This is a genomic window from uncultured Romboutsia sp., assembly GCF_958366745.1.
Taxonomy (GTDB): domain Bacteria; phylum Bacillota; class Clostridia; order Peptostreptococcales; family Peptostreptococcaceae; genus Romboutsia; species Romboutsia timonensis.
The window spans coordinates 1-4362 of sequence record NZ_CATXCO010000195.1 but is presented as its reverse complement, the minus strand read 5'-3'; the positions used below and the strand labels follow the sequence as shown (position 1 = coordinate 4362).

Below are 4362 nucleotides of genomic sequence, written 5' to 3'. Positions count from 1 at the left end.
TAAAAATATGAATAAATAACAAGAGTCTAGCTCTTGTTATTTATTATTTCTGATATATATTCGCAGATTTTATCTGGATGTATTGACTTTTTAAATTCACTCATATTATCTTTCATAAAACGCATTAATGGTTCAAATTCATCATCAACTATTTTAGTAAATATATCTTCTAAATCTTTTTCGTCATTATAAATTAAGCCAATTCCTTTATCAATTATGAATTTAGCATTTTCTATTTCTTGACCTACTTTAGGAGATTTAACTATAACTGGAGTGTTAGCATATATGGCCTCGAATAAAGTAGCACCTCCAGGCTTTGTTATTATCAAGTCACTTTCTTCTAATAATTCATACATATTATTTACAAATCCTAAAACTTTAAGTGGCTTTTTTTCTGTAAGTTTGCTATATAATTTAGAGTTACTACCTGTAACTATTGTAACTTCTAAATTTTCTTTATGATCTTCAATAAAATTATCTATCCAATACATAAATTCTTCACTTACATCAAATAAACCTCTACCACCACCAAGTAATAATAATTTATATTTTCCTGGGGTTATATCTTTACTACTAACATTAAAGTTTTTACTGATTGGTACACCAGTTACTTTAATTTTACTAGGGTGTATACCTTTTTGTACAAATCTATTTTTTATTTCACAAGAAGGAACAAAGTACATATCTGTATTAGGGTAAACCCATTCTAAACTATCTACAACATCAGTTATAACAGTTAATGTAGGGATATTTATATGATTGTACTTCTCTCTGAAATTATAAACACAAGCGGCTGCAAGTGGGAATGTAGATATAATTAAATCAGGATTAACTTTAAGTATGTATTCTATAAGCTTAGGTGTATATAATTTATGTGCTATATCATGTCTAGGGTCAAAAGATTTTTTTAAATAATAATAGTAATTGTATAATCCAGGTGTATACTTAGTATTATTTTCATAAAGCTTAACCATAGGTTTATTCATAATAGGAAGGCTAGCATCTATAAAATTTTCAATAAGTATATTTGAATCACTGTATTCTTCAAGAATATAATCCTTTATAGCTTTTGCAGCACTTATATGACCTGCTCCAAATTGAGCTGTAAGAATTAATATTGTTTTATTATTAATGCTCATTGACCATTCTCCTTAAATTTCCAAATATATTAATTATAGTATTATACCTCTATAGAATATTTTAGGCAATAGTAATGAAAGTTATTATTAAAATAAAGGAAATATTTATTGAAAGTTGAAAAATATATAAGAGGTGGTGTGGATGGAGAATATATCTAAAGAGGTTGAATCGAATGATATAAAAATAGATAAATTTTTTGAAGTAGCGAAGGTTATAATATATTCTATAATAGGGATAGTAGTATTTTTTATACCTGTTACTATAGATAATCAAACAAAAACTATACTACATCATATTACATATAAACTACAAGTAAATTATAGAGGCTTGTTACAACTTTGTACAATAGTATATATAACAATAGGAGTTATTAAATCAACATTGTCAAAACATAAAAGTAACTTAAAGAAAATATATTCATACTTTAGTATATTTAGTATATTTATAGTAATAAGTATATTTTATGATAAATACTCAATAGTATTATTAGATGATAATATATCTTTAATACTAGAGGAAACTATATTAAATTTGATTACATTATTACCATTAAGCGCTATATTTATGCCATTTATATTGGACTTTGGTCTTATGGATATAGTAGAGGCTTATTGTCATAAATTAATGAAAAAATTATTTAATTTAAGCGGTAAGAGTGTATTAAATATAATTATGTATATATTCAATGACTGCTTTTGTGGTTATTTTATGACAAACTTACTATATAAAAAAGGCCAAATAAGACAAAGGGAAGCCTGTATTATACTATTAAACTTTTCTATAGCATCAGTTTCAATTAGCAATTATATAGCAGAAGAACTTAATATAAATAAGGTAAATTTTTTTATTTTATCTATGTTTATATTGATTTTAGTAAACACTATATTATGCAGAACTTATCCAATAAATAAAAAGAAAAAATCATACTATGTAAAGACTAATTATAAAGAGTCATATTTTAAAAGTGATAAATTAATCAATTCTATAAATAAGCATATTCAGAATAAAGAAGATATAAATATATTCAAATCTATGATAAAAAATTTTGAAGAATCAATACACATAATAATTAGATTGATTCCTAACTTAGTACTAATAATGTATTTAGGGAATATAATAATAAATAATATAAATATTATATATGATTTAAAAGTTGTTTTTTCTTATATTTTAGAAATTTTAAGATTTGATAATATAGATGAAATAAGTGTATTTTTAGTAAATGGATTTTTTAATGATGTAATAGCAATAGACTTATTAAAAAAAAATATAGGATATACAAGTAAATTATTAATAGGAATAATATGCATATTAAAGTGTACAAGCATAACTACTAATATTTTATATTTAGAGACTACGAATATTCCTATAAATAAAATTGAATTTTTAATTTCATATATATTAAGAATAATATTAATTCTACTGATATCATATATGATAATTTATTTATACAGTATATATACAATTTAAAAATAGAGGAGGATAATATGGAAAATAATTATTTTGATTCAAAAATATTAGAAGAAATTTTAAATATTCCAAGTCCAACAGGATATACAAAAGATATGTTAAATTACCTACAGAAAGAATTAAATGATATGAATGTAGAGTATAAAATATCTAATAAAGGAGCCTTACTTGCAAATATTAAAGGAAAAGATTCGAATAAAAGTATAACATTTTCAGCACATATAGATACATTAGGGGCAATAGTATCACAAGTAAAGTCTAATTCACGTTTATCTATTAATCAAATAGGTGGATATATGATGAATTCAGTAGAAGGGGAGAATGTAATTATTCATACAAGAAATGGTAAAAAGTATGAAGGTACTTTACAAACAATAAAACCATCTGTTCATATTGATGGAAATGACGCTAAGGATTTAAAGAGAGAATGTAAAAATTATGAAATAGTCATAGATGAACAAGTAAGTAAACCTCAAGATGTGTATAATTTAGGAATAGAAGTAGGTGATATAGTATCATTTGATACTAGAACAAAGATAACTAAATCAGGTTTTATAAAATCAAGATATTTAGATGATAAGGCATCTGTATCAGCTATATTACATGTAATAAAATACATAAAACTAAATGATATAAAACCTAAATATGATATAAATTTTTTATTCAGTAATTATGAAGAAGTTGGTCATGGTGCATCAAGTTTTATTCCAGACAATACGGTAGAATTCATAGCAGTAGATATGGGATGTCCAGGTGAAAATCAAAACTCATCTGAGTATGACATTTGTATATGCACTAAAGATTCAAATGGGCCTTATGATTATGAATTAATAAATAAACTTGTAGACGTGTGTAAGGAAAATAATATCAATTATAAATTAGATACATACCCAAATTATGGTTCGGATGCTACTGCAGCATTAAAAGCTGGAATGGATGCTAGATTTGCTTTAATAGGTCCTGGTATTTTTGCATCACATGGATATGAAAGAACGCATATAAGTTCTATAATAGAGACTGAAAAATTAATAATAAGTTATATAAAATAACATCTTGATTTAAATTTTTAGAAAAAAAATATATATTATGATATAATAATATTAAAAGTTAAGGCAAAAGAGGTATTCTAATGTATAAATTAACTATAATATTATTTATAATTTTTTTAACTTTGTTTAATACAGCATGTACTTTGGAAAATGAAGTAAAGGAAAGTAGTTCTATTGAAACTAATTCTTCTTCAATGATTAATGAAGAAGCTAAACTAAAGGACAAGTCAATTCAAAACAAACAGACTAAGAAAACATCTAGTACAGTAGAAATACCTATAACTTTAATGCAAGATTATATTAAAGAAGATAAACAAGTTAAATACTTACAAATTGAAGCAAATACAACTTTAGAAGAAAAAGTTAATAAAGTAGTAAGTGTTATTTCTAGTGAATGTTTTAGTAATCTTCCTATGAAGGTTAAAATTTATGGAAATGATATTGCAAAAATAGAGTTATTAGAGTTTGATGAGAGTTTAAATAAAAGAGTATCTTGGAAAGAAGATTATTTAAATGAAGATATTAAAGAACAGACATTAAAAGTTTTATTAGAAAATATACTTCAAGAAGAGTACAAAGGACAATGGATAGAAAAAGTACAACTATATTATGAAGGTGAATTATTATCTTTAAATTAAAGCAGTATTAGATATTAGTAATAATCTAATACTGCTTTTTTAATTCATTATAATGATAAATAATA

General features: G+C 23.7%; 4 protein-coding genes. 3 read left to right on the top strand and 1 reads right to left on the bottom strand.

Annotation, left to right across the window (positions count from 1 at the left end; translation table 11 throughout):
• Window positions 1–26: 26 nt before the first annotated feature.
• Window positions 27–1139 carry a glycosyltransferase gene (locus tag Q5F54_RS11005; protein ID WP_302334431.1) on the bottom strand — a complete coding sequence of 371 codons (1113 nt, stop codon included), beginning with the start codon at window positions 1137–1139 and terminating at the stop codon, window positions 27–29.
• Window positions 1140–1281: 142 nt separating this feature from the next.
• Between Q5F54_RS11005 and Q5F54_RS11000 the strand changes: the two genes are divergently transcribed.
• The 3 genes from Q5F54_RS11000 to Q5F54_RS10990 all read left to right on the top strand — a co-directional run bounded on the left by Q5F54_RS11000 (window position 1282) and on the right by Q5F54_RS10990 (window position 4297).
• The gene (locus tag Q5F54_RS11000; RefSeq protein WP_288526205.1) at window positions 1282–2610 is read left to right on the top strand and encodes a nucleoside recognition domain-containing protein; all 1329 of its coding nucleotides are present in this window, start codon (window positions 1282–1284) and stop codon (window positions 2608–2610) included.
• A 17-nt stretch (window positions 2611–2627) separates the two neighbouring features.
• Window positions 2628–3659: a M42 family metallopeptidase gene (locus tag Q5F54_RS10995; protein WP_288526207.1), complete on the top strand. Its 1032-nt coding sequence runs from the start codon at window positions 2628–2630 to the stop codon at window positions 3657–3659.
• 80 nt (window positions 3660–3739) lie between these two features.
• Window positions 3740–4297: a hypothetical protein gene (locus Q5F54_RS10990; RefSeq protein WP_071119817.1), complete on the top strand. Its 558-nt coding sequence runs from the start codon at window positions 3740–3742 to the stop codon at window positions 4295–4297.
• Window positions 4298–4362: the final 65 nt, after the last annotated feature.

Bases quoted from the DNA above. Each gene is read 5' to 3' on its own strand.
- Q5F54_RS11000 (WP_288526205.1), top strand. From the start codon at position 1,282: ATGGAGAATATATCTAAAGAGGTTGAATCGAATGATATAAAAATAGAT.
- Q5F54_RS11005 (WP_302334431.1), bottom strand. From the start codon at position 1,139: ATGAGCATTAATAATAAAACAATATTAATTCTTACAGCTCAATTTGGA.
- Q5F54_RS10990 (WP_071119817.1), top strand. From the start codon at position 3,740: ATGTATAAATTAACTATAATATTATTTATAATTTTTTTAACTTTGTTT.
- Q5F54_RS10995 (WP_288526207.1), top strand. From the start codon at position 2,628: ATGGAAAATAATTATTTTGATTCAAAAATATTAGAAGAAATTTTAAAT.